Annotated in this window: 20 protein-coding genes; 19 read left to right on the plus strand and 1 reads right to left on the minus strand. The window is 62.8% G+C overall.

Features of this window, described 5'->3' with window-relative positions; translation table 11 throughout:
* Nucleotides 1-6 precede the first annotated feature (6 nt).
* The 15 genes from H0W47_RS04435 (at nucleotide 7) to H0W47_RS04505 (ending at nucleotide 16,956) form a co-directional block, all read left to right on the plus strand.
* Nucleotides 7-1,017 (plus strand): MoxR family ATPase, encoded by a 1,011-nt coding sequence (locus H0W47_RS04435; RefSeq protein WP_296921248.1) that lies wholly within the window; start codon nucleotides 7-9, stop codon nucleotides 1,015-1,017.
* Between the two features lie 227 nt (nucleotides 1,018-1,244).
* Nucleotides 1,245-2,258 carry a DUF58 domain-containing protein gene (locus tag H0W47_RS04440; RefSeq protein ID WP_296921250.1) on the plus strand — a complete coding sequence of 338 codons (1,014 nt, stop codon included), beginning with the start codon at nucleotides 1,245-1,247 and terminating at the stop codon, nucleotides 2,256-2,258.
* A gap of 36 nt (nucleotides 2,259-2,294) precedes the next feature.
* On the plus strand, nucleotides 2,295-3,338 hold the full coding sequence (locus H0W47_RS04445) for a VWA domain-containing protein (RefSeq protein ID WP_296921291.1): 1,044 nt from the start codon (nucleotides 2,295-2,297) through the stop codon (nucleotides 3,336-3,338).
* Nucleotides 3,339-3,407: 69 nt separating this feature from the next.
* A complete protein-coding gene (gene rodA, locus H0W47_RS04450) occupies nucleotides 3,408-4,562 on the plus strand; it encodes a rod shape-determining protein RodA (protein WP_296921252.1) in 1,155 nt (384 codons plus the stop codon).
* A gap of 106 nt (nucleotides 4,563-4,668) precedes the next feature.
* A complete protein-coding gene (locus H0W47_RS04455; RefSeq protein ID WP_296921254.1) occupies nucleotides 4,669-5,553 on the plus strand; it encodes an NAD(P)-dependent oxidoreductase in 885 nt (294 codons plus the stop codon).
* Between the two features lie 120 nt (nucleotides 5,554-5,673).
* Complete coding sequence (locus tag H0W47_RS04460) at nucleotides 5,674-6,006, plus strand: YegP family protein (protein ID WP_296921256.1); 333 nt, start codon at nucleotides 5,674-5,676, stop codon at nucleotides 6,004-6,006.
* 84 nt (nucleotides 6,007-6,090) lie between these two features.
* Nucleotides 6,091-7,623, plus strand: coding sequence for a metalloprotease TldD (gene tldD / locus H0W47_RS04465; RefSeq protein ID WP_296921258.1), 1,533 nt, complete (start codon nucleotides 6,091-6,093; stop codon nucleotides 7,621-7,623).
* A 192-nt stretch (nucleotides 7,624-7,815) separates the two neighbouring features.
* On the plus strand, nucleotides 7,816-8,379 hold the full coding sequence (locus H0W47_RS04470) for a hypothetical protein (RefSeq protein WP_296921260.1): 564 nt from the start codon (nucleotides 7,816-7,818) through the stop codon (nucleotides 8,377-8,379).
* 368 nt (nucleotides 8,380-8,747) lie between these two features.
* Nucleotides 8,748-9,872: a 3-deoxy-7-phosphoheptulonate synthase gene (locus tag H0W47_RS04475; protein ID WP_296921263.1), complete on the plus strand. Its 1,125-nt coding sequence runs from the start codon at nucleotides 8,748-8,750 to the stop codon at nucleotides 9,870-9,872.
* A gap of 95 nt (nucleotides 9,873-9,967) precedes the next feature.
* A complete protein-coding gene (locus H0W47_RS04480) occupies nucleotides 9,968-10,993 on the plus strand; it encodes a hypothetical protein (RefSeq protein WP_296921265.1) in 1,026 nt (341 codons plus the stop codon).
* 85 nt (nucleotides 10,994-11,078) lie between these two features.
* Nucleotides 11,079-11,390: a hypothetical protein gene (locus H0W47_RS04485; protein WP_296921266.1), complete on the plus strand. Its 312-nt coding sequence runs from the start codon at nucleotides 11,079-11,081 to the stop codon at nucleotides 11,388-11,390.
* A gap of 156 nt (nucleotides 11,391-11,546) precedes the next feature.
* Nucleotides 11,547-15,845 carry a hypothetical protein gene (locus H0W47_RS04490; RefSeq protein ID WP_296921268.1) on the plus strand — a complete coding sequence of 1,433 codons (4,299 nt, stop codon included), beginning with the start codon at nucleotides 11,547-11,549 and terminating at the stop codon, nucleotides 15,843-15,845.
* The gene (locus tag H0W47_RS04495) at nucleotides 15,842-16,066 is read left to right on the plus strand and encodes a hypothetical protein (RefSeq protein WP_296921270.1); all 225 of its coding nucleotides are present in this window, start codon (nucleotides 15,842-15,844) and stop codon (nucleotides 16,064-16,066) included. Before H0W47_RS04490 ends, H0W47_RS04495 begins: the two co-directional genes overlap by 4 nt.
* An 88-nt stretch (nucleotides 16,067-16,154) precedes the next feature.
* Nucleotides 16,155-16,514, plus strand: a complete 360-nt coding sequence (locus H0W47_RS04500; protein WP_296921273.1) for a hypothetical protein — start codon at nucleotides 16,155-16,157, stop codon at nucleotides 16,512-16,514.
* Nucleotides 16,459-16,956: a hypothetical protein gene (locus H0W47_RS04505; protein ID WP_296921275.1), complete on the plus strand. Its 498-nt coding sequence runs from the start codon at nucleotides 16,459-16,461 to the stop codon at nucleotides 16,954-16,956. Before H0W47_RS04500 ends, H0W47_RS04505 begins: the two co-directional genes overlap by 56 nt.
* A gap of 52 nt (nucleotides 16,957-17,008) precedes the next feature.
* On the opposite strand, the gene mpl is transcribed toward H0W47_RS04505, so the two are convergent.
* Entirely contained in the window at nucleotides 17,009-18,436 is a 1,428-nt protein-coding gene (gene mpl, locus H0W47_RS04510) for a UDP-N-acetylmuramate:L-alanyl-gamma-D-glutamyl-meso-diaminopimelate ligase (protein ID WP_296921277.1), read from the minus strand.
* Between the two features lie 236 nt (nucleotides 18,437-18,672).
* Between mpl and H0W47_RS04515 the strand changes: the two genes are divergently transcribed.
* The 4 genes from H0W47_RS04515 (at nucleotide 18,673) to accC (ending at nucleotide 21,974) form a co-directional block, all read left to right on the plus strand.
* A complete protein-coding gene (locus tag H0W47_RS04515) occupies nucleotides 18,673-19,281 on the plus strand; it encodes a hypothetical protein (RefSeq protein ID WP_296921279.1) in 609 nt (202 codons plus the stop codon).
* Complete coding sequence (locus tag H0W47_RS04520; protein WP_296921282.1) at nucleotides 19,278-19,823, plus strand: TlpA disulfide reductase family protein; 546 nt, start codon at nucleotides 19,278-19,280, stop codon at nucleotides 19,821-19,823. Before H0W47_RS04515 ends, H0W47_RS04520 begins: the two co-directional genes overlap by 4 nt.
* A 344-nt stretch (nucleotides 19,824-20,167) precedes the next feature.
* On the plus strand, nucleotides 20,168-20,617 hold the full coding sequence (gene accB, locus H0W47_RS04525) for an acetyl-CoA carboxylase biotin carboxyl carrier protein (protein WP_296921285.1): 450 nt from the start codon (nucleotides 20,168-20,170) through the stop codon (nucleotides 20,615-20,617).
* Nucleotides 20,618-20,624: 7 nt separating this feature from the next.
* On the plus strand, nucleotides 20,625-21,974 hold the full coding sequence (gene accC, locus H0W47_RS04530; protein WP_296921286.1) for an acetyl-CoA carboxylase biotin carboxylase subunit: 1,350 nt from the start codon (nucleotides 20,625-20,627) through the stop codon (nucleotides 21,972-21,974).
* Nucleotides 21,975-22,006 lie beyond the last annotated feature (32 nt).

Raw genomic sequence — 22,006 nt, forward strand, 5'->3', positions numbered from 1 at the left:
CCACCCATGCAAACCCAGACATCCTCCCAGGACGCCCACACCGCGCAACTGATGGAGCAAATCCTCTACGAAGTCAAACGCATCGTGGTCGGCCAGGACCGCTTTCTGGAACGCGTGATGGTCGCCATCCTGGCCCAGGGCCACCTGCTGGTCGAAGGCGTGCCCGGCCTGGCCAAGACCCTGACCGTCAAGACCCTGGCCAACACCATCCAGGGCAATTTCAAACGCATCCAGTTCACGCCCGACCTGGTGCCCGCCGATCTGGTGGGCACGCGCATTTACAACCAGAAAACCGGTGACTTCAGCACTTCGCTGGGCCCGGTCTTCACCAACCTGCTGCTGGCCGACGAGATCAACCGCGCGCCGGCCAAGGTGCAAAGCGCGCTGCTGGAAGTCATGCAGGAGCGCCAGGTCACGATTGCCGGCGAAACGCACAAGGTGCCCGAGCCCTTCCTCGTCATGGCGACGCAGAACCCCATCGAAACCGAGGGCACTTATCCGCTTCCCGAGGCGCAGGTGGACCGCTTCATGATGAAGGTGCTGGTGGACTATCCGACCGATGAGGAAGAGTTTGTGATTGTGCAGCGCGTGATCGGGCCGGCTGTGGCCGTCTCCAGCGTGGCGACCACCGCGCAACTGGCCGAGCTGCAGCGCGAGTGCCGACGGGTTTATGTGGACCCGTCGCTGATCCAGTACGCGGTGCGCCTGGTCTCGGCCACCCGCACGCCGGAAAAACACGGCCTCAAGGAGCTCGAGCGCTTCATCACCTTCGGCGCCAGCCCGCGCGCCACCATCAACCTGACCGAGGGCGCGCGTGCGCTGGCCATGCTGCGCGGCCGCACCTACGCCCTGCCCGAAGACATGACCGACCTGGTTCCCGATGTGCTGCGCCATCGACTGGTGCTGTCGTACGAAGCGCTGTCCGAAGGGCTGGACGCGGACACTGTGGTGGGCAAAATCATGGCCAAGGTGCCGGCGCCGGCGAGGCCTCTGGAACATGAGAAATTGGCTGCCTAGGTATGTTGCCCCCACGGTCGCTCACTGCGTGTAGCTCCCTGCAACTTGCAGGCCGCCGCTCGCCAGAGGCTTCGCTTCTGTCGCCTGTCCAAACCTGCCCAAGCAGGTTTGGAGCCGCAGGCTCCAGCCCCGGGGGGGCCGCTGCGCCTGCGGGCCGGCAGAGCCGGACCCGCGGCCCCTGCTTGAAAAGAGAAGAGAACCCGACCGCTTTAGGGCGCTGAACGGCCATGAAAAACTGGTTCCGCAAATCCGTCCAGCCCGAAACCGCCGAGGCCACGCCGCCGGCAACGATCCAGCCGCTGGCTGGCGCCGAACATGTGCTGCGGCGCCTTGAGTGGACGGTGCTGCGCCGGCTTGACGGCCTGCTGCAGGGCGACTACCGCACGCTGATGCGCGGCACCGGCATGGACCTGGCCGACCTGCGCGAGTACCAGCACCACGACGACGTGCGCCATATCGACTGGAACGTCACCGCGCGTTTGCAACTCCCGCATGTGCGCGTGTTCACCGAAGACCGCGAAATGGCCAGCTGGTTTTTGCTGGACCTGAGCCCCTCGGTCGATTTCGGTTCCGGCAACCAGCGCAAGAGCCAGGTGTCTGCGGAATTTGTCACCGTGCTGTCGCGCGTACTCACACGCCACGGCAACCGCGTCGGTGCCATGTTGTACGGAAGCGGCGTCGAAACCGTGCTGCCGGCGCGTGGCGGCCGTCCGCATGTGCTGCACATGCTGCACGCGATGCAGACCCGCCCCGAAGCCACCGGGAGCGCCACCACACGGCTGGACGATTTGCTGCGCTCAGCTGCCCGAATGCTGCGCCGGCGTTCGACGGTGTTTGTGGTGTCGGATTTCATCAGCGAGCCCGGCTGGGAGAAAACGCTGGGGCAGCTGGCGCAGCGCCATGAGGTCGTGGCGGTGCGCCTGCTCGATCCGCTGGAACTCGAACTGCCCGACCTCGGCCTGATCCCGATCCGCGATGCAGAAACCGGCGAACAGTTACTGGTGGACACCCACGACGCCGGTTTTCGCAAGCGGTTCACACGCATTGCAGCGCAGCGCGAGGCCGAGCTGCGGCAGGCGCTGATGCGTGCCGGTGTCGACACGCTGGAACTCTCGACCGATGGCGACCTGGTGGACGCCATCATGCGTTTTACCGACCTTCGCAAGCGCCGCGGTCAGTCGTCTGGCGCCGCAGGCAAAGGCCAGCGCAAGCTGCCCAACCATCTCAAGGCGGCTGCTTGAGCGCACCCCGGAGGAGACCCACCCATGAACTCACCTGTGACTTTTCTCTGGCCGCAATTCCTCTGGCTGTTGCTGGCCCTGCCGCTGCTGGTGATCCTGTATGTCTGGCTGCTGCGGCGAAAAAAGAAAATGGCGCTGCGTTATGCCAGCCTGTCCATCGTGCGCGAAGCCATGGGCGCCGGCCAGACTTTCCGCCGCCACATCCCGCCGCTGCTGTTTCTGCTGGCCATGGCCGCCATGCTGCTGGCCGCGTCGCGCCCGTTCGCCGTGATCACCTTGCCCTCCCAGCAGGAAACCATCATCCTGGCCATGGACGTCTCGGGCAGCATGCGCGCTACCGACGTGCAGCCGAATCGCCTGGTCGCCTCGCAAAACGCCGCCAAGGCCTTCCTGGCCGAGCTGCCGCGCAGCGTGCGGGTGGGCATCGTCGCTTTTGCCGGCACCGCCTCCGTGGTGCAACCGGCCACGCTGAGCCGTGAGGACCTGGTCGCTGCCATTGACAAGTTCCAACTGCAGCGCGCCACCGCCATCGGGAACGCCATCGTGGTGTCACTGGCTGAGCTGTTTCCCGGCGCCGGCATTGACCTGGCCTCGCTGACCTACGGCCGCAATCGCAGCAGCGGCATCGCCATCGACCAGGCGCCCAAGGAGCCGAAAAAGGAATTCACGCCGGTGGCGCCGGGTTCCTACACCTCGGCGGCCATCATTTTGCTGACTGACGGGCAGCGCACCACCGGTGTCGATTCGCTGGAAGCCGCCAAAATGGCCGCCGACCGCGGTGTGCGCATCTACACCGTGGGTGTGGGCACGGTCGATGGCGAAACCATCGGTTTTGAAGGCTGGTCCATGCGCGTCAAACTTGACGAGGAAACCCTCAAGGCGATTGCTGCCAAAACGCAGGCGGAGTACTTTTACGCGGGCACCGCAGCCGACCTGAAAAAGGTCTACCAAACTCTGAGTTCGCGCCTGACCGTCGAGAAGAAGGAAACCGAGATTTCCGGCCTGCTGGCGCTGGGGGCAGCGCTGCTGGCGCTGATGTCGGCATCGCTGTCGCTGCTGTGGTTCAACCGGATTCTTTGACGTCAGCTTCGCTGGACGGAATCGACACCGCGCTGCTGCCGGCAACGAGCTGGCAGATAATCCCTCCCCATGTCCGCCGTTTTCGACAAACCTTCTGTTTTCCAGCGCGCCGCCCCGATGTTCCAGGGCTTCGACGGGCTGCTGGCGTTTGCCGTTTTTCTGCTGGCCGGCGCCGGGCTGCTGATCATGTATTCATCGGGTTTTGACCATGGCACCCGGTTTATCGACCATAGCCGCAACATGCTGATTGCCGGCTTCATCATGTTTGTGGTGGCGCAAATCCCGCCTCAGCGCCTGATGGCCTTTGCCGTGCCGCTCTACGTCGCGGGTGTTGCACTGTTGATTGCGGTGGCGATTTTCGGCATCACCAAAAAAGGCGCCAAACGCTGGGTCAACCTGGGTATCGTGATCCAGCCCAGCGAGATCATGAAAATTGCCATGCCCCTGATGCTGGCCTGGTGGTTCCAGAAGCGCGAGGGCCAGTTGCGCCCGCTCGACTTCCTGGTCGCCGGAGCCTTGCTGATGGTGCCGGTCGGCCTGATCATGAAGCAGCCGGACCTGGGCACCTCGCTGCTGGTGCTGGCGGCAGGCCTCGCCGTGATTTTTTTTGCGGGATTGAGCTGGAAGCTGATCCTGCCGCCGGTGTTGCTCGCCATCGTGGGTGTCTTGTTGCTGGTCTGGTTCGAGCCCGAGCTTTGTGCAAAAGGCATGCGCTGGCCGGTCTTGCATGACTACCAGCAGCAGCGCATCTGTACCCTGCTGGACCCGACGCGCGACCCGCTGGGCAAGGGTTTTCACATCATTCAGGGCATGATCGCCATCGGATCGGGTGGTTTGCTGGGCAAGGGCTTTATGCAGGGCACACAAACCCACCTGGAGTTCATTCCCGAGCGCACCACCGACTTCATCTTCGCGGCTTATTCCGAGGAGTTCGGGCTCGTCGGCAACCTGGCACTGATTGTTGCGTTTCTCTTTCTGATCTTCCGCGGCCTGGTGATTGCGCTGGAGGCGCCCACGCTATTTTCACGCCTGCTCGCCGGTGCCGTGACCATGATTTTTTTCACCTACGCCTTCGTCAACATGGGCATGGTCAGCGGGATTTTGCCGGTGGTGGGCGTGCCCCTGCCCTTCATCAGTTACGGCGGCACGGCCATGGTCACGCTGGGACTGGCGGTCGGGATATTGATGTCGATTTCCAAGGCCAAGCGGCTGGTGCAGTCATGAGCCTCCTGGCGAGGGGCCCCGCAAAGCGGGGATCGACAAGGCGAAGGACTGCGGGGACGCCGAAACCGCCTGGTTTGAGTGCTGGAGAAGTAACTGAGGCGTCGTCTTGAGTACACGACCGGCCGTTTCAATCATCGGCGTCGGCAACATGGGCGGCGCCATGGCCGCCAACCTGCTGGAGCGTGGCTGGACCGTGCAGGTCTGTGACGTCGATGCCTCCAAAGTCGCAGATCTTGAACGAAAAGGGGCTCTAGCCCTCGCCACACCTGCGCAAGCAGCTATCAATTCAGTAGCATTTTTGGTTTGCGTGGTGGACGCCGTGCAGACCGAGGCCGTGTTGTTCGGGCCGGCCGGGCTGGCCTGCATGCTGCAGCCGGGGCACACGGTGCTTCTGTGCCCGACGATCGCGCCGCAGGAGATCGAGTCATTCGCTGCCCGCCTCGCATCGCTGGGGGTACACACGGTCGATGCACCCATGTCAGGTGGCCCGGCGCGGGCCCGGGATGGCTCCATGAGCCTGATGGTCGCTTGCGCGCAACCCGTGTTCGAGGCTCAGGCCGAGCTGTTGCAGGCCTTGTCCAACAAGCTGTTCCGGATCAGCGAGCGGCCCGGCGACGGCGCCCGCACCAAGCTGGTCAACAACCTGCTGGCCGGCATCAACCTGGTCGGCGCGGCTGAAGTCCTCGTGCTGGCTGAACGGCTGGGCCTGGACGCCGGCCGCACGCTGGACGTGATCGAGCAATCGAGCGGACAGAGCTGGATCGGCTCAGATCGGCTGCGCCGCGCCATCGCCGGCGACTACGCGCCGCGTGCGCATGTGACCCTGCTTGAGAAGGACACCCGGCTGGCGCTGGAGGCCGGGAAAGCCGCCGGCTTCGACGGTCCGCTGGGTGCACGTGCCAGCCAGGTGTTCGCGGACGCGCACCAGGCCGGCCTGGCTGCACTCGACGACGCGGCGATTTTCAAGTACCTGGGCGGGCGCCAGATCTGACTGTCAGCTCGCGCCGCGAAGCGACGCAGAGGCGCGGGAATAAGGCCTTGCGCTGTGGCCTCGGGTCGGCTACAAATATGGGCAATCGCCTGTAACCACTTTTTCTTAAGGAACATCGCCATGGCCGGAAAATTCGAACTCAAGAAGTCCAAAAACGAGCAGTATTTCTTCTCGCTGCTGGCTGCCAACGGGCAGACCATTTTGTCCAGCGAGATGTACGACGCCAAAGCCAGCGCTGTTGCAGGCATTGAATCGGTGAAAAAAAATGCTGCAGACGACGCCATGTATGTGCGGCTGGACGGCAAGGACGGATCGCCCTATTTCACCTTGCGCGCTGGCAACAACCAGGTGATCGGCCAGAGTCAGATGTATTCCAGCGCCTCTGCGCGCGACAACGGCATCGAATCCTGCAAAACCAACGGCCCGGGCGCTACCACCAGCGACCTGAGCTAAGGAACCGGCTTCGGGCGCGTCGCACAGCCTGAGGGGCAAAGCCCCGCGAGGCGCAGGCGAGGGCGGACTGCCTACAATGACCGCATGACCTCACTCAAATCTTCGCCCTCTTCGGCCCGCCGTCCGGCCTCCGCCACCAGCGCCCGGCCCACTGCCGACGCGACCTCGCAGCGGCTGGAGATTGCGCAGAAGCTGTTGCTGGCGCCCTTCGGGCTGACCGAGGCACATCTGTCGCGCGCGCTGGGTGAAATCACCTCCTGGGGCGTGGACGACGCCGACCTGTATTTCCAGTACACCCGCAGCGAAGGCTGGAGCCTGGAAGAAGGCATCGTCAAGACCGGCTCCTTCAGCATCGACCAGGGTGTGGGTGTGCGTGCAGTCAGCGGCGAAAAAACCGCCTTTGCCTACTCCGACGACATTTCCGAAGCCTCGCTGCTCGACGCGGCGCGCACCGTGCGCACCATCTCGGCAGCGACCCGTGCCGGCCGTATCAAGGTGCCCTCGCGCAAGGTGGCACCAGGCCGCGCGCTCTACAAGGACATGGACCCCATCGCGACGCTGGGCAGCACGGCCAAAGTCAAACTGCTCGAACGCGTCGAAAAACTCGCCAAGGCCAAAGATCCGCGTATCGTGCAGGTGATGGCTGGCCTGGCCAGTGAATACGACGTGGTGATGGTGGCACGTGCCGACGGCACGCTGGCCGCCGACGTGCGGCCGCTGGTGCGCCTGTCGGTCACCGTGATTGCAGAGAAAAAAATTGGCGGCGTGAGCCGCCGGGAAATGGGCTCGGGTGGCGGTGGCGGGCGTTTCGGCCTGGCCTATTTCGACGAGGCGCAGATCAATGAATATGTCACCGACGCAGTGACTGCGGCGCTGTCCAACCTGGAAGCGCGCCCAGCGCCGGCCGGCGAGATGACCGTGGTGCTTGGCCCCGGTTGGCCCGGCATCCTGCTGCATGAGGCCATTGGCCACGGCCTGGAAGGCGACTTCAATCGCAAGGGCTCCAGCGCGTTTTCCGGCCGGATTGGCGAGCGTGTGGCGGCCAAAGGTGTCACGGTGCTTGACGACGGCACGATTGCCGACCGGCGCGGCTCGCTCAACGTCGATGACGAGGGCCATGCCAGCCAGCGCAATGTGCTGATCGAGGATGGCATCCTCAAGGGTTACATCCAGGACTCGCTCAATGCGCGGCTGTCCGGCGTCAAGCCCACCGGCAACGGCCGCCGCGAAAGTTATGCCCATGTGCCGATGCCGCGCATGACCAACACCTACATGCTGGGCGGCGACAAGGCGCCCGAAGAAATTGTCGCCAGCATCAAGAAGGGCCTGTACGCCACCAACTTCGGCGGCGGCCAGGTCGACATCACTTCGGGCAAGTTCGTGTTCTCGGCCAGCGAGGCCTTTTGGGTCGAAAACGGCAAGATTTTGTACCCGGTCAAGGGCGCGACGATTGTTGGCAACGGCCCGGACGCGCTGACCCGCGTGACGATGATCGCCAACGACATGCAGCTCGACAGCGGCGTCGGCACCTGCGGCAAGGAAGGCCAGAGCGTCCCGGTCGGCGTCGGCCAGCCGACCCTGCGCATCGACGGCCTCACCGTAGGTGGTACGGCGTAGGCGGGCCGCTGTGCTCCAGGGACACCATTCCAGGATGCCGCGGAACCGGCTTTGCCGGTCCGCCAGCCTCGTCCCCCAGTGGGGGCTGAGAACCGCGGCTACAGGCCTGCATTGGCAGGCCTGGACGGCTCGAAGGGCCATTGCCTCTGGTAATCGGCACAGGGCGGCCAATGGCCGCTTCGGGGGGCGTCCATGAATCCCCGGCTGGTCATCGATCCCGAGACCCAGCTTCCCAGCATCCAGAGTTTTGATGAACTCAGCCAGTTCCTGCGTTCGGCCATGGCCGACGAGGAGTCGCTGCAACTGGCCGAGGGCATGGGCGTGCTGTCGGTCAGCATCGAGGCAGTGCTGACGCGCCTGAAACTGGCCGCAGGACCGGTCGAAGCCGCGCCCCTGCTGATGGACCTGATGACCAACCTGCGCGAACACCGGGCGCTGGTGATTGGCCTGAGCCCGGCCTGGCGCGGCCTTTACGAATACGCCGCCTACCTGGCCGCACTGAACAACTTCCGCGTGCTGATTGGCCAGTGGCTTCTGCCGCCCGCTCAGCCGGAAGCGGCGCAGGTGCTGCCGCCGCAGGACATTCCGCTGGAGGATTTTGAGCTGGTCGCTTGGCGCACGCTCGGCGAGGGCATGCTGCTCATCGACATGTACGAGCAACTGAGCAACCACGCGCTCGCGGAATCCGTACCCGCCGCGCTGGATGCCACCCGCCTCAAGCGCGCCCGCAGCTGGTGGGTACGCCTGAGGAGGTGAGCCCCCACGGTTGCTCGCTTCGCGTAGCGCCCTGCCCCCCGAGGGGGCCGCTGCGCCTGCGGGCCGGCTGAGCCGGACCCGCGGCCCTTGCTTGAAAGAGGTTCCTGCCTCGAACGACGCTGTAAGGAGACAGCCTGAGCGCTCGCGCTGTTGCCCTGGCTGTGGCTTGTGCTACATTCCAGCCATGACCTCCGCGAAATTTTATTTTGCTTACTTTTGGTTCTCAAGCGCCTCCGGCGGTAGAGAGATCCTCGCGTAAGCTGTTAAATACGCAACCGATTCTTGAAAACCCGCCGGACCTCCGGCGGTTTTTTTTTGCCCGCGTTACCTGCCGATTGATTGTTCAAAGTCCCACAAGGAAGCCAGCCATGAATGCCAAAGCCACCTCAACCAGCGATGCCTGGTATGCGAGCCCCGTCGACAAAACCAGCCAGACCGACGACGAACGCATCAAGGACATCACCGTGTTGCCCCCACCCGAGCATTTAATCCGCTTCTTCCCGATCAGCGACACCCCTGTCGAGACACTGATCGGCAAGACCCGCCAGGACATTCACAACATCATGGCCGGCACCGACGACCGCCTGCTGGTGGTGATCGGCCCGTGCTCCATCCACGACCCGGTGGCCGCCCTGGAGTACGCACGCCGCCTCGCCGAGCAGCGCAAAAAATACGCGGATACGCTGGAAATCGTGATGCGTGTGTACTTCGAGAAGCCGCGTACCACCGTCGGCTGGAAAGGCCTGATCAATGACCCCTACCTCGACGAAACCTTCCGAATCGACGAGGGCCTGCGCATTGCGCGCCAGTTGCTCATCGACATCAACCGCCTGGGCCTCCCGGCCGGCAGTGAGTTCCTGGACGTGATCTCGCCGCAGTACATCGGCGACCTGATCGCCTGGGGCGCGATTGGCGCGCGCACCACCGAAAGCCAGGTCCACCGTGAGCTGGCCTCGGGCCTGTCGGCGCCCATCGGTTTCAAAAACGGCACCGACGGCAACATCCGTATCGCCACCGACGCGATCCAGGCTGCGGCGCGCGGCCACCACTTCTTGTCGGTGCACAAAAACGGCCAGGTCGCCATTGTGCAGACCAACGGCAACAAAGACTGCCATGTGATCCTGCGCGGCGGCAAGGCGCCCAACTACGACGCGGCCAGCGTCAGCGCCGCCTGCAAGGAACTCGAGGCGTCAAAACTGCCGGCGACCCTGATGGTTGACTGCAGCCATGCCAACAGTTCCAAGCAGCATGAAAAGCAACGTGACGTCGCGCGCGAGATCGCCGCGCAGGTGGCAGGCGGATCCAAACAGGTCTTCGGCCTGATGGTGGAAAGCCATTTGAAGCCGGGGGCGCAGAAATTCACGCCTGGCAAAGACGATGCAAAGGCGCTGGACTACGGCCAGAGCATTACCGATGCCTGTCTGGGCTGGGACGATTCGCTGACCGTTCTGGACCTGTTGTCTGAGGCGGTCAAGACGCGGCGCGCGCGCTAACAAGTTGCCGGGCGCGCAGGGAAGGGTTACAGTTTGATGACGTGTGCCCGCGGCCGCTCGGCATCACAGTTTTCACCTCTCGCCTAACACTTTCCATGTCGTCAGAGCAGCCCATTTTGTGCCTGGGTCTGGCCGGCTTCACGCCGGAGCAAACCAAACACCTGGAAGCGCTGCTGGCGCGCCTGCCCCAGGGCCTGGCCGCGTGGCAGATCAGCGCATTTTCAGAAGCCGACGCCTGGCTGGTCAGCGGCGAGAAGAGCAGGCTGCTGAGTGCCGACACCCTGAAAGTGCTGGCCGGCCGGCCCACCGAGCGCACCCTCCAGATCAACCTGTCGGAAGTCGACCGGCCGATCGCGTTCTCGCTGCCGCTGGCGCCCGGCAACCTGGACCCGATGTACACCTTCGATCCGACTTCAGTGCCCAGCCTGCACCAGATGCTGCACAAGCTCGAAACCCGGTTACGTTCGCTGCGTTGCCAGTTCGTGCTCGGCGGGCAACTGATTGCGCGGGAAAGCCAACTGCTGCCCGGCATTTACCAGGTCAGCCACCACGGCACCTTGCTGGCCGTGATGGATTTTCACGAATGGCGCATCGGCATTTCGCCGGACGCTGAACCGCCGGATTTCGAACTGGCCCGGTGGGACCGGCGTCCGCTGGCAGCGCGCGGCATACCGGCCCATTTTTTGCCCAACAGCCTGTCGCAGCTGCGCTGGATCTATACGCAGCGTACCCGGCGCGATGTGCTGCCGCCGCGCTATCGCAGCAAGCCGGTGTATTTACGACGCGCGCCAGACGTGCCCATGCGCTGGCTGCGCGACTCGCAACTGCTGCTGCTGCGCGCCCTGTCGCAGGAGATCAGCACCTTTGAGCGCCTGCAGCAGCGCACCGGCCTGACGGCGGCACAGCTCACCCGCGATCTCGCCAGTCTGTATTTCGCCGGATCGATCACCACCACGCCAGACAAGGCTGGCACCGGCAGCTTTGTCAATCTCGACGTCACGGCCGGCAGCGCTGCGGACTGCGCAGCCCTGCTGGCGGCTCCGGCGGCCGCAGCCGCTGTCGGCCAGCCGCGCACCGTGACGGTGGATCCGACGGCGCCCGCCCAGCTCGGCCGCAAATAAAAGCAGACGCCCGGGTTTCAGCCGATTGCCAGCCACGGCCGCTGAGCCCAAGCTGGGCTTGCCCTTATTTCACAGCGAGAACCCCATGCGCAGCGAAGTCACCGTGTCGTTCAAAAACGCCCCGCCCATCCGCGTGGACCTGGAAGAAGTCCAGCCGCTGCCGCACGACCTGGCCAGGATCTGGCTGGAAGACCAGTTCACGCAAATGGACTGCGAACCGCTACGGCCCACAGGCAAGCTGCTGACCGCCGACAAAGTGCTGGTGGTGGCGCAGGCGGCCGGCCGAGCCCGCTTTGCCGACCCCGCCTGGGCCCAGGCTTTTGCACGCGCAGCCAGCGCAGCACTGGCCAAGCCAGCGGTGCACATCGACGTGGTGACGATGAGTATCAGCTACTAGATTTCTGGCTTTTTTGACATCCAGCCCGCGTCGGATGGGCTTAGACAGCTATAAAAATCGTAGCAATTTGGCAAGAGCGCTGCGCTTAACTGCAGCCGCCAATTCGCCACCTTTACACTCGACCCAACTCCACAGGCTTATCGCGCACACCAGACCATGCAAGGGCAACTTTTTACCCAGGACTTTTTGACCCGTGGTGTGACTGATACGCCGCCGCACCAGGCGCTGACTGATACCGGGTTTGGCGCTTTTCGGCACCAATTGCTGGAGATTTTTAAAGGCCTGGACGGCGAGTCGACCATTAACGAAGCGCAGACCGAGGCGCTGGTCATCAACAAGGTTTTGGTTGAGCTGGGCTGGGGCGACGACATGCTGCCGCAGGTCAACCTTTCCGGCAAGCGCCGCGAAGATGTGCCCGACGTGCTGCTGTTTGCCAACGCCGCTGCCAAGGCCACCGCCCTGCCGCTGAAAGACGACCAGCGTTACCGCCACGGCTTGGCCATTCTGGAAGCCAAGCGCTGGCTGCGCCCGCTGGACCGGGGCGACGCCACCGACGCTACCGACCCCGATGCCCCCTCGTCGCAAATGCTGCGTTACCTGAGCCGCGCCGACGTGGTGTCCGACCGCGCCGTCAAATGGGGCATGCTCACCAACGGCGCCGTCTGGCGGCTTTACTGGCAAGATGCCCGCTCACGCGCCGAAGAGTTTTTTGAGGTTGATCTGGCGGCCGCCCTCGGTGTGCCGGGCGTGCAGCACGAGCTGGACGAAATTGAGCCCAGCCACGCGCTGCGCCTGTTCTATTTGTTTTTTCACCGCGCGGCCTTTTTGCCGCAAAGCTGGGACAGCGCCCAGCGGACTTTTCATGCCTATGCGCTCAACGAAGCGCGCTTGTACGAAGAAAAAGTCTCGCAAGACCTGGGCGCCCGTGTGTCTGGCGAGGTTTTTCCGCAGCTTGCCGACGCCCTGGCACGCGGCGACCTGCACGCCGTCACGCAAGAGGTCGGCTACGGCCAGTTCAAGCGCCCGCAGTACACCCGCGAGTACCTGGACGAAGTGCGCGAAGCCGCGCTGGTGCTGCTGTACCGCCTGCTGTTTTTGTTTTACGCCGAAGACCGCAATTTGCTGCCGGTGAAGGACGCGCGTTATGCGCCCTACAGCGTGCGGCGCTTGCGCGAAGAGGTGCGGGACAAGGTGGACGCAGGGACCAAGTTTTCCAGCACGGTGCCCAAGATGTGGCTGTCGCTTAACGGCGTGTTTCACATCATCAATGTGGGCGATGACGACATTGGCATGCCCGCCTACAACGGCGGCTTGTTTGACCGCGCACGCGCGCCACTGCTGGAGCGCACCCACGTCACCGACGCCGTCATGGCGCCCATCATTGATGCGCTGTCGCGCCGCACCGAAGACCTGTTGCGCGGTTGGATCAACTACCGCGACTTGTCGGTCTCGCACCTCGGGGGTATTTACGAGCGCCTGCTCGACTACAGCCTGGTGCATGAAGTCCAGGCCAAAGACGACTACAAAGACAAACCAGAGATCAACCGCCTGACCGCCCAGCCTGCCAGCTTCGCCCGCAAGGTGTCGGGCAGTTACTACACGCATGACGATCTGGTTCGGTTGATCTTGCGCGAGTCCGTGGGACTGCTGGCCAAAGAGCGGCTGGATGCTTTTGAGGCCCACCTTCAAAAGCTATCCAAAAAGGCCTCGCTCAACCCCGGCGACTGGGACGCGCTGGACGCCATGGACCCGGCCAGCCAGATTCTGGAACTCAAAATTTGCGACCCGGCCATGGGAAGCGGGCATTTTCTGGTGGCGCTGGTAGACGACTTGGCGGACCGCGTGCTTGAAGCCATGGTCACCGCCACGCACCAGGTCAGCCTGCAGCCGTGGGCCGCGCATCTGGTTGAAACCGGCCGCCCCTGGCAAAGCCCGTTGCTGGCACGCATTGCGCATATTCGCCGCAGCATCAAAACCACCGCCAAAGAGCATGGTTGGGCCGTGACCGACGCGCAGCTGGACGACCGCCACATCGTGCGCCGCATGATCTTGAAAAAGACCATCTTTGGCGTCGATAAAAACCCGATGGCGGTCGAACTGGCCAAAACCGCGCTGTGGCTGCACACCTTTACTGTGGGCGCGCCGCTTAGTTTTCTGGATCACCACCTGCGCATCGGCGACAGCCTGCACGGCGAGCGCTTGCCGCAGGTGCAGCGCAGCCTGCAAGACCTGGGTGCACTGCTGCTGCAAACTGAATTTGACCGGCTGGCGCTGGCGGCCAAAAACATCGCGCAGGTGGCCGACCTGACCGACGTGGACATCGCCGAAGCGCAACTGTCAAAAAAGCTCGCGCAGGAGGCTGCCGCGCAGGTGGCCCCGATTCACGCCGTGCTGGACTTCTGGCGCGCGCTCCGCTGGCTCGTGCCGGGTTGGCCGGTGGACAAGATCAGCAAGCTGTCAAAAATACTGAAGTCTGAAAAAGACAAACCCAGCCCGGTGCTCGAAGGCCTGGTCAAACTACTGAACCCCGACAACAACCTGGCTGCGGTGCTGGCCTCGGGCCGTCTTGACGGAAAAGACGCGGCCACACTGGCAGCCAACGACCTGATGGCCAAAGCGCGTGCACTGGCAAAACGCGAAACCTTCTTTCATTGGTGGACCAGCTTTCCCACCGTGTTCGGCACGGGCGGGCGCGGCGGGTTTGACGCCGTCATTGGCAACCCTCCGTGGGACCGCATCAAGCTGCAGGAGGTGGAATGGTTTGCGGAGCGTTCGCCTGCGATTGCCGCCCAACCCCGCGCCGCTGACCGCAAACGCATGATTGCCGCGCTCGCCAACGTCAACATGACGCAGACCGCCACCAACACGCCGCCCGTGGTGGATTTGTGGGCGCAGTACCAGGATGCGGTTGCCGGTGCAGAGGCCAATGCCCGCGTGCTGGGCAACGGCAAACTAGGCAGTGGCGACTACCCGCTGCTCGGTGGGGGTGACCTGAACCTTTACAGCCTGTTTGTCGAGCGCGCCCAGGCCCTGGTGGCGCCTGACGGCTTGGTGGCCTTGCTAACACCCAGCGGCATTGCGGCCGACAAGGGAGCAGCAGAATTCTTCGGCAGCATCAGCAACACCGGGCGGCTCGGCGCGCTGTTTGATTTCGAAAACCGCAAGGTATTTTTTCCGGACGTGCATGCCAGCTTTAAGTTTTGCGCGCTGGTGTTTGGTGGCTTGCAGCGTAACTTTGCGGAAACGCGCTGTGCTTTTTACTTGCACCAGCTGGCCGAGCTCGATGACCCGGCGCGCTCGCTGGTGCTGACCGCGAGCGACTTCAAAGCCGTGAATCCCAACACGGGCGCTGCGCCGATTTTTCGCAGTCGGCGCGATGCAAACATCACGCTCAGGCTCTATGCCACTCATCCGGTTCTGGTGAAGCGCGGCGAGGTGAGTGCCTCCACGGGCGTCAAGCCTGACGAAAAAGCATGGCGAGTCAAATATTTGCGTATGTTTGACATGACCAATGATTCCAAGTTGTTTATGAAGTCTGGCGAGTTGATGGATAAAGGCTGGCAACCTGCTGGACTCAATCGCTGGAAAAATACTGATGGCGCAGAGGCTTTGCCGCTTTATGTGGGAAGGATGATTCACCACTTCGACCATCGTGCAGCCAACGTTACGACTAATGAGGAAAGTACGTTCCACGCAACACTGAGTGACGGCTTGGTAAGCAAAGACAAAGAAAATTCGAATTGTTTTCCGCTACCTCAATACTGGGTTTTGGCTACTTCCATACCCTCCAATGACCGTCGTAAATACTATTTTGGATTTCGCTCAATTGCGAGGGCAACCGATGCGCGTACGCTAATTTGCTCGCTCATACCTGAATCTGGCACCGGCAATAGCCTTCCGGTTTTGTTGGCAGAGAATGGGCAATCACGTAGCCTCTGCTTGTTGCAAGCGAATATGAGTTCATTTGCACTTGACTATGTTTTGAGGCAAAAAATTCAAACCTCGAATGTCAACTGGTACATCCTGGAGCAACTCCCCGTCATCGCCCCAGCCCGTTTCAACGAACCACTCCCCGCCACCTTCACCCAAGCCATGCGCGCGGCCGGCCTGATGAACGGCCACCACCCGCAGCCCACCGTGGCTGATTTTGTGATTCCCCAAGTGCTTGCCCTGACCTACACCGCCCACGACATGGCGCCGTTTGCGCGCGACCTGGGGTATGTGGATGCGGCGGGCGAGGTCCTGCCGCCCCTTGTCTGGAACGACGAAGAGCGCCGCACGCGGCTGGCGGCGCTGGATGCGCTGTTCTTCCACTTGTATGGGCTGGACGCCGATGACGCGGCGTACATCCTGGACACTTTTCCCATCGTGCGGGAGCAGGACACCAAGGCCTTTGGCCGCTACCGTACCAAAGAAGACATTCTTCAGTATTTCAGCCTCTTCGATACGCCATGAAAGAACAAACCGATTTGTTTGGCAATGACACCGCAGCCGCATCTGCGGCGGCGGCCACCCCGACTGGTACGGCGCTTCGCCTGGGCAGCAAGGACGCGCGCCTTTCCCCGGCGCAAAAGCGCTTTAACCAGCTGGTGGAGCGTATTGACAAGCTGAAGGGGCAGATTGCCGATGTCCAGGCGCTGGCGGACGTGCATCGCCGCTGCTTCACGCCACCCTGACGCCGCTTCGTGAGCGGCACCAGTCGCTGATGCGCCGCATGGCGCTGTGGCAACCGAAATTCTTTGCGGGCTCTGCGAAACCCTCGCCATGGACGGCGATGAAACCATGCGCGCCTTTCACGACAAGCGCAGCCCCAAGAGCCTGCAAGAGAAGGAGCAGGCCGCTGCTGCAGACATGCGGGCCATGATGGAGGATGCTTTAGGGCAGCAGATAGCACCGGATGAATCGCTGGACTCATTGGACGCCGTGATGCGCGCCGGCATGGCGCAGGTGCAGGCGGCCCAGCAGGCTGAGCAGGCCAGGCGCCAGGCGCCAGGCGGCGCGGGCCAGCAAAAAACCGACGGCAGCCCAACGCAAGGCCGAGGAACGGCTGGAAGACGCCGAGACCATTTTGCGCAAGGTGTACCGGCAACTGGCCAGCGCCCTGCACCCCGACCGCGAGCGTGATCCGGGTGAACACCGGCGTAAGACGGCCTTGATGAGTGAGGCCAACGCTGCGTACGGGCGGCAGGACCTCATGGCTTTGCTGCACATCCAGCTGCGTATTGAACAAGCCGACCCCCAGTCCTTGTCACAGTTGCCCGAGGAAAAAATCGAGTCCATGAGTCTGCTGCTCAAACAGCAAGCCGCCGAACTGGAGCAGGAGCTCCGGACGCAGCGGCTGCAGCTTGTGGACGAGTTCGATCTTCCCCCCTACCAGACGCCAAATGTCTCCAGCTTGCGCCCCCAGCTGCTGGCGCAAGAGCACGCTTTGAAGCAGGATCTAGCGGCCATGGAACATGACCTTCAGGCCGTTCAGGACGACGCGGGCTTCAAGCGCTGGCTGAAGCTGCAAAAGCAGTTGTCCAGGGAGCCTGATTTTTTGGATATAAGCGATTTCAGGCTCTAGCCCAATAAATACGGGCGCAAGGCGCTCCTGAATTTATAGCAATCCAGGGAGGCTAAGCAGCGCGGAGCGCCTCCAGCAGCCGCGTATGAACGCCACCAAAGCCGCCATTGCTCATGCACAGCAAATGGTCGCCGGGGCGGACTGCGACTTGGACCTGAGTCAGCAGTTGGTCGATGTTGTCAGCCACCTGCGCGCGCGCGCCCATGGGCGCGAGTGCGGCGCCGGCGTCCCAGTCGAGTCCACCGGCATGGCAAAACGCCAGGTCGGCCTGCTCCAGGCTCCAGGGCAGTTGCGCCGTCATGGTGCCCAGCTTCATGGTGTTGCTGCGTGGTTCAAAGATAGCCAGGATGCGGTCACCCTGCTTGCCTGCGGCATTAAGTTGCCGGCGCAGGCCGTCGACGGTGGTGTGGATGGCGGTTGGGTGGTGGGCAAAGTCGTCGTAAACGGTGATGTCGCCGCCCTCTGCCCGCCGCGCCACACCCACAATCTCCATGCGGCGCCGGACGTTCTGAAAACTCGCCAGCGCCTCGGCGGCCAGCGCGGGTGCCACGCTCACATGTTCGGCGGCGGCTATGGCGGCCAGGGCATTGAGCTGGTTGTGCACGCCGCTGATGGCCCACTCGACCCGGGCGACTTTCTGGCCGTCCTTGAGCACGTCGAAAGCAGCTGGCTCACCCTGGGCCGAGAAGCCTTCCGCTGCGGGGCCGCCGAAGAGTACCCGCTCACTCCAGCAGCCCTGGGACAGTACGCGGGCCAGGCTTTCTTCCTGCGCGTTGACCACGATGCGTCCAGAGCCGGGCACAGTGCGCACCAGGTGGTGAAACTGCCGCTCAATCGCCGCCAGGTCGTCAAAAATGTCGGCGTGGTCAAACTCCAGGTTGTTCAAAATCGCGGTGCGCGGCCGGTAGTGCACAAATTTGCTGCGCTTGTCGAAAAACGCGGTGTCGTACTCGTCGGCCTCAATCACGAAGGTGTTGCCCTCGCCCAGCCGGGCAGAGACACCGAAGTTCAGCGGCACGCCGCCGACCAGAAAGCCGGGCTGCAGGCCAGCGCACTCCAGAATCCACGCCAACATGGCCGTTGTGGTGGTTTTGCCGTGGGTGCCTGCCACCGCCAGCACATGGCGCGGGCCGGTGGCGTGGTGCGTGGGGTGATGCAGCACATGGCCCGACAGCCATTGCGGCCCGCTGGTGTAGGGTAGGCCGGCCTCAAGAATGGCTTCCATCAGCGGATATTTCGCCTTTCCGCTGGCGTCGCGCGCGCGGGACACCACGTTGCCGACCACAAACACATCAGGATTAAAAGCCAATTGGTCCGCGCCGTAGCCTTCCACCAGTTCGATGCCGAGGGCGCGCAGCTGGTCGCTCATGGGCGGGTAGACGCCGGTGTCGCAGCCGGTGACGGTGTGGCCGGCCTCGCGCGCCAGCGCTGCGAGACCGCCCATGAAGGTGCCGCAGATTCCGAGGATATGTATGTGCATGCAGGTATTCTAGGGAAGCGCTTCCCAGTATCCCGAGGGACGGGGCTGAACTGCGGCGGTGCAGGCTTGGCCATGGCGAATTATTGGTAAAATTGGCCTCCAGCCCCCGTCCATCAAGCGTGGATAGCTATGAATTTGATAGCTTTCCAGCACACCGCGCCAGGGATTGCAACTTTCCGGCCTGCCTGCGGCTCCATCGCTGTAGAGTCACAAGCTCGCTCCGCACCCTATCCACCGTGAACCCGACCACTCTGAAACTGGAAATCGCCGGCGCCGCCGCCGCCCTCATCGTCGAGGAAGGCCTGGAATATGGGCCGGCCAAACACCGCGCCGTCAAACAGATGGGCCTGCCTGCCCGCACCGAGTTGCCCGGCAATGACGAGGTCGAGGACGCGGTGCATGATTACATCGCCATCTTCTGCGCCGACAGCCAGCCGGGTGAGCTGCGGGCGCTGCGCGAACTGGCGCTGACCTGGATGCAACGCATGGCGGCATTTCGCCCTTACCTGGGGGGCGCGGTCTGGCACGGCACGGCAACGCGGCTGTCGGACATCTATATCCAGCTGTTTTGCGACGACTCCAAGTCGGCTGAGATCGCGCTGATCGATCACCAGGTGGACTACGAACCGCGCACCGTGACGGGTTTCACCGGCGACAAGGTGGAGGCGCTGAGCCTGAGCAGTTTCTGCCCCGGACTCAACGAGCCTGTCGGTGTGCACCTGCTGGTGTACGACCACGACGATCTGCGCGGCGCCCTGCGTCCCGACGGCAAAGGCCGCAAGCCGCGTGGGGACCTGGCCGAAGTGCAAAAATTGCTGATGTCCCCCACGGAGTCTTCTTCTTGAAACGCAGACAACTGATTTATGCAGGCACGGCCGCTGCGGCCGCGCTGGTCGGCGCTGGCGTAGCCTGGTGGCAGATTCAGCCGCACGGCGACGGCAGTTCACCAGGCGCTGCAGGCGCCAACCCCGCCTTGCAGGCCTTTTGGCAGCAAAGTTTCGACACCCCTGACGGCACGCCCCTGCCCATGACGGGTTTTGCCGGCAAACCCTTGCTGGTTAATTTCTGGGCCACCTGGTGCCCGCCCTGCGTGGAAGAATTGCCGCTGATTGACCGGTTTCACACCGAGAACAAGGCCAGGAACTGGCAGGTGCTGGGGCTGGCGGTTGACCAGCCGAGTGCGGTGCGGACCTGGCTGCAGCGCAAACCCCTGAGTTTTCCGGTCGTCATGGCCGGGCTGCAGGGAACCGAGCTCAGCAAGTCACTGGGCAACCTGGCCGGCGGCCTGCCCTTCACCGTGGTGCTTGGCGCGTCCGGCCAGTTGCTGCACCGCAAAAGTGGTCAGGTCACCCCGGAAGATTTGGCCCAATGGGCGCAGCTGGTTTGAGCCTGAGGGCAAGTCATTGCGCGACGAATGACTGTTTCAAGTTTCTGCAAATGACAACAATTTATATAAAATAATTCGCGATGACGACCTTTGGTGAATTTTGTCGCCGATTGAATATTTTTGATTTTTAACAAACTTCTTCCAAAAGTCTTTTGCCTGGGCGACCGTCATACTTGTCAAAAAGGCAGGGAGATGGGTTAGACTTCGCCCCTTCCTGACCGGCCTTGCCGCCAGGCTCATAAAATTTAAATGATTTTTAGGCGCTAAAGGGTGTAAAACGCGGAGCTTAGGTGCAAATGAGCGCCGCCACCCCTCTGCCAGTCTTACCGTCGTTGGAGCTCCCCATGGATCTAAGAAAACTCAAGACCCTGATCGACCTTGTCTCAGAGTCCAATGTGTCTGAGCTGGAAATCACCGAAGCCGAGGGCAAGGTACGCATCGTCAAGTCTGGCGGGGCACCCATGGTCATGCAGTATGCGCCCCCGGTCCCCGTTGCGGCTCCAGTCGCCCCTGTTCCCGCGGCCGCGCCGGTGCCCGCTGAAGCGGTCGCAGCGCCGGCCGGTCATGCCGTCAAGTCGCCCATGGTCGGCACCTTTTACCGTTCGGCCAGCCCCGGCGCCAAGGCCTTTGTCGAAGTCGGCAACCAGGTCAAGGAAGGCGAGACCATCTGCATCATTGAGGCCATGAAAATCCTCAACGAGATTGAGGCGGACAAGTCCGGCACCATCACACGCATCCTCTGCGAAAACGGCCAGGCGGTGGAATACGGACAGCCCCTGTTCATGATCGAGTGATGGTCGCATGTTCAAAAAGATACTGATTGCCAACCGCGGCGAGATCGCCCTGCGGATCCAGCGCGCCTGCCGCGAACTCGGCGTCAAGGCGGTGATGGTCTATTCAGAGGCCGACCGCGAAGCCAAGTACATCAAGCTGGCCGACGAGTCGGTCTGCATAGGCCCTGCCCCCTCGGGCCTGAGTTACCTGAACATGCCGGCCATCATCTCGGCAGCCGAAGTGACCGATGCCGAGGCGATCCACCCCGGCTACGGCTTCCTCAGCGAAAACGCCGATTTTGCCGAGCGCGTGGAAAAAAGCGGCTTCAAGTTCATCGGCCCGACACCGGAGTCCATCCGCATCATGGGTGACAAGGTCTCGGCCAAACAAACCATGATCAAGGCCGGTGTGCCCTGCGTGCCTGGCTCGGAAGGCGCCCTGCCCGACGACGCGGTGATCATCAAGCGCACGGCCAAACAAGTCGGCTACCCGGTCATCATCAAGGCGGCCGGCGGCGGCGGCGGGCGCGGCATGCGTGTGGTGCACACTGAGGCGGCGCTTTTGCACGCAGTGCAGACCACCAAGGCCGAAGCCGGCGCAGCGTTCGGCAACCCCGAGGTCTACATGGAAAAATTCCTGCAGAACCCGCGGCACATCGAGATCCAGATCCTGGCCGACCAGCACAAGAACGCGGTCTGGCTGGGCGAACGCGACTGTTCCATGCAGCGCCGCCACCAGAAAGTCATCGAGGAAGGACCGGCGCCGGGCATACCGCGCAAGTTGATCGAGCGCATTGGCGAGCGCTGTGTCGCGGCCGTGAAGAAAATCGGCTACCGGGGTGCCGGCACTTTTGAGTTTCTCTACGAAAACGGCGAGTTTTATTTCATCGAGATGAACACCCGTGTGCAGGTCGAGCACCCGGTGACCGAGTGGATCACCGGCGTGGACATCGTTAAGACCCAGATCATGGTGGCGGCCAACGAAAAACTGCCCTTCACCCAGCGCCAGATCGAAATCAAGGGGCATGCGATTGAGTGCCGCATCAATGCCGAAGACCCCTACAAGTTCACCCCCTCACCGGGGCGCATCACCACTTGGCACACGCCGGGGGGGCCGGGCGTGCGTGTGGACTCGCACATTTACGCCAACTACTTCGTGCCGCCCAACTACGACTCGATGATCGGCAAGATCATTGTTCACGGCGACACGCGCGAGCAGGCGCTGGCCCGCATGCGCACGGCGCTGGCCGAAACCGTAGTTGAGGGCATCAACACCAACATCCCGCTGCACCGTGAGTTGATGGTGGACGCCAAGTTCATGGACGGTGGCACCAACATTCACTATCTTGAAGAGTGGTTGTCAAAACGGGACAGATAATGACCCCCACGGTCGTTCACTGCGTGTAATTC

The organism is Polaromonas sp. (genome assembly GCF_013817205.1).
Classification (GTDB): Bacteria; Pseudomonadota; Gammaproteobacteria; order Burkholderiales; family Burkholderiaceae_C; genus Polaromonas.

Coding starts and splice junctions, on each gene's coding strand:
- H0W47_RS04435 (WP_296921248.1), top strand. CDS start 7: ATGCAAACCCAGACATCCTCCCAGGACGCCCACACCGCGCAACTGATG.
- H0W47_RS04440 (WP_296921250.1), top strand. CDS start 1,245: ATGAAAAACTGGTTCCGCAAATCCGTCCAGCCCGAAACCGCCGAGGCC.
- rodA (WP_296921252.1), top strand. CDS start 3,408: ATGTCCGCCGTTTTCGACAAACCTTCTGTTTTCCAGCGCGCCGCCCCG.
- H0W47_RS04460 (WP_296921256.1), top strand. CDS start 5,674: ATGGCCGGAAAATTCGAACTCAAGAAGTCCAAAAACGAGCAGTATTTC.
- tldD (WP_296921258.1), top strand. CDS start 6,091: ATGACCTCACTCAAATCTTCGCCCTCTTCGGCCCGCCGTCCGGCCTCC.
- H0W47_RS04470 (WP_296921260.1), top strand. CDS start 7,816: ATGAATCCCCGGCTGGTCATCGATCCCGAGACCCAGCTTCCCAGCATC.
- H0W47_RS04475 (WP_296921263.1), top strand. CDS start 8,748: ATGAATGCCAAAGCCACCTCAACCAGCGATGCCTGGTATGCGAGCCCC.
- H0W47_RS04480 (WP_296921265.1), top strand. CDS start 9,968: ATGTCGTCAGAGCAGCCCATTTTGTGCCTGGGTCTGGCCGGCTTCACG.
- H0W47_RS04485 (WP_296921266.1), top strand. CDS start 11,079: ATGCGCAGCGAAGTCACCGTGTCGTTCAAAAACGCCCCGCCCATCCGC.
- H0W47_RS04490 (WP_296921268.1), top strand. CDS start 11,547: ATGCAAGGGCAACTTTTTACCCAGGACTTTTTGACCCGTGGTGTGACT.
- H0W47_RS04495 (WP_296921270.1), top strand. CDS start 15,842: ATGAAAGAACAAACCGATTTGTTTGGCAATGACACCGCAGCCGCATCT.
- H0W47_RS04500 (WP_296921273.1), top strand. CDS start 16,155: ATGGACGGCGATGAAACCATGCGCGCCTTTCACGACAAGCGCAGCCCC.
- mpl (WP_296921277.1), bottom strand. CDS start 18,436: ATGCACATACATATCCTCGGAATCTGCGGCACCTTCATGGGCGGTCTC.
- accB (WP_296921285.1), top strand. CDS start 20,168: ATGGATCTAAGAAAACTCAAGACCCTGATCGACCTTGTCTCAGAGTCC.
- accC (WP_296921286.1), top strand. CDS start 20,625: ATGTTCAAAAAGATACTGATTGCCAACCGCGGCGAGATCGCCCTGCGG.